This is a genomic window from Ancylobacter dichloromethanicus, from assembly GCF_018390645.1.
Classification (GTDB): Bacteria; Pseudomonadota; Alphaproteobacteria; order Rhizobiales; family Xanthobacteraceae; genus Ancylobacter; species Ancylobacter dichloromethanicus.
Genome location: NZ_JAHBGC010000041.1, coordinates 1 through 2,324, shown reverse-complemented (window position 1 = coordinate 2,324; position 2,324 = coordinate 1). Strand labels below are relative to the sequence as shown.

General features: G+C 55.2%; 1 protein-coding gene and 1 rRNA gene. Both read right to left on the bottom strand.

The window, feature by feature from the left end; all coding sequences use genetic code 11:
- Positions 1–2,090 (bottom strand): 23S ribosomal RNA (locus KHC23_RS18575); the annotation flags it as partial.
- A gap of 23 nt (positions 2,091–2,113) precedes the next feature.
- Positions 2,114–2,324 (bottom strand): hypothetical protein (locus KHC23_RS18570; RefSeq protein WP_213374570.1); only part of this gene is annotated, 211 nt, incomplete at its 5' end.

Below are 2,324 nucleotides of genomic sequence, written 5' to 3'. Positions count from 1 at the left end.
CACGAGAGCTGGCGCCCTCGCTTCAAAGCCTACCACCTATCCTACACATACCGACACGAATGCCAGTGCAAAGTTGCAGTAAAGGTGCACGGGGTCTTTCCGTCTGACCGCAGGAACCCCGCATCTTCACGGGGAATTCAATTTCACTGAGTCTATGCTGGAGACAGCGGGGAAGTCATTACGCCATTCGTGCAGGTCGGAACTTACCCGACAAGGAATTTCGCTACCTTAGGACCGTTATAGTTACGGCCGCCGTTTACCGGGGCTTCGATTCAAAGCTTGCACCTCTCCTCTTAACCTTCCGGCACCGGGCAGGCGTCAGACCCTATACGTCATCTTGCGATTTCGCAGAGCCCTGTGTTTTTGCTAAACAGTTGCCACCCCCTGGTCTGTGCCCCTCCCGCCTGGTTGCCCAAACGGAAGGCCTCCTTATCCCGAAGTTACGGAGGTAAATTGCCGAGTTCCTTCAGCATAGTTCTCTCAAGCGCCTTGGTATACTCTACCAGTCCACCTGTGTCGGTTTCGGGTACGGTCTATAATGTGGGAGCTATTTCCTGGAACCCCTTCGAAGCCAGAACAGAACCAATTCGTCTGACAACACACGGGATTCGTCACTACCCACAGGCTCAGGAATATTCACCTGATTCCCATCGACTACGCCTTTCGGCCTCGCCTTAGGGGCCGGCTAACCCTGCGCAGATTAGCTTTACGCAGGAACCCTTGGACTTTCGGCGACAGTGTCTCTCACACTGTTTGTCGTTACTCATGTCAGCATTCGCACTTCCGATACCTCCAGAGGCCCTCACGGGTCCTCCTTCGCAGGCTTACGGAACGCTCCGCTACCGCTTGCCCGAAGGCAAACCCTAAGCTTCGGCGCGTGGCTTGAGCCCCGTTACATTTTCGGCGCAAGAATCCTAGACCAGTGAGCTGTTACGCTTTCTTTAAAGGATGGCTGCTTCTAAGCCAACCTCCTGGTTGTTTTCGGACTCTCACATCCTTTCACACTTAGCCACGACTTGGGGGCCTTAGCTGTAGGTCAGGGTTGTTTCCCTCTCGACGACGGACGTTAGCACCCGCCGTCTGTCTCCCGCGCAGTACTTCCAGGTATTCGGAGTTTGGTTAGGTTTGGTAAGGCGGTAAACCCCCCTAGCCCATCCAGTGCTCTACCCCCTGGAGTATTCACGCGAGGCACTACCTAAATAGTTTTCGCGGAGAACCAGCTATTTCCGAGTTTGATTGGCCTTTCACCCCTAGCCACAAGTCATCCGAGACCTTTTCAACGGGCACCGGTTCGGTCCTCCAGTGCGTGTTACCGCACCTTCAACCTGCTCATGGCTAGATCACTCGGCTTCGGGTCTAATCCGACGAACTGAACGCCCTGTTCAGACTCGCTTTCGCTGCGCCTACACCTATCGGTTTAAGCTTGCTCGCCAGACTAAGTCGCTGACCCATTATACAAAAGGTACGCAGTCACCCAGGACGAACCTTGGGCTCCTACTGTTTGTAGGCATCCGGTTTCAGGAACTGTTTCACTCCCCTTGTCGGGGTGCTTTTCACCTTTCCCTCACGGTACTTGTTCGCTATCGGTCGCTGAGGAGTACTTAGGCTTGGAGGGTGGTCCCCCCATGTTCAGACAGGATTTCACGTGTCCCGCCTTACTCGAGGATGAATGCTTGCATTACGTGTACGGGGCTATCACCCACTAAGGCTCGGCTTTCCTGACCGATTCCACTTGTCGCACATTCACCACTGGCCTGGTCCGCGTTCGCTCGCCACTACTAACGGAGTCTCTGTTGATGTCCTTTCCTCCGGGTACTTAGATGTTTCAGTTCCCCGGGTTCGCTTCAAACCCCTATGTATTCAGGGCTTGATACCTTCATCTGACAACTGGAATTCCAAAGCCTCAACCCTCGGGATCGCTCCCAAGGCCCAAGACTTCAGAGTCCCAGTCGTCGAAGGTGGGTTTCCCCATTCGGAAATTCACGGATCAAAGCTTGTTCGCAGCTCCCCGTGACTTATCGCAGCGTACCACGTCCTTCATCGCCTCTCAGCACCAAGGCATCCACCGAATGCCCTTAAGACACTTGATCGTTCTCATCTTCGATGCCCACCCCTAGCGAAATTCCGTGCGGAATTTCGCGGAAGCGCGGCGGTTTTGAGAGACCCGCCGCACGGCATCAAAGCTATTTCTAAAGACCAGCTTGCTTCGCAGTTGTTCGAGGACGGTGCGGTCACGCTCCCGACGGGCACGTCCACGGCTTCCCGTGTCGCGTCCTGCCGGAACCCCAGGGCCGAGGCCCGGAGATCCCTGCGGATCGAACAAC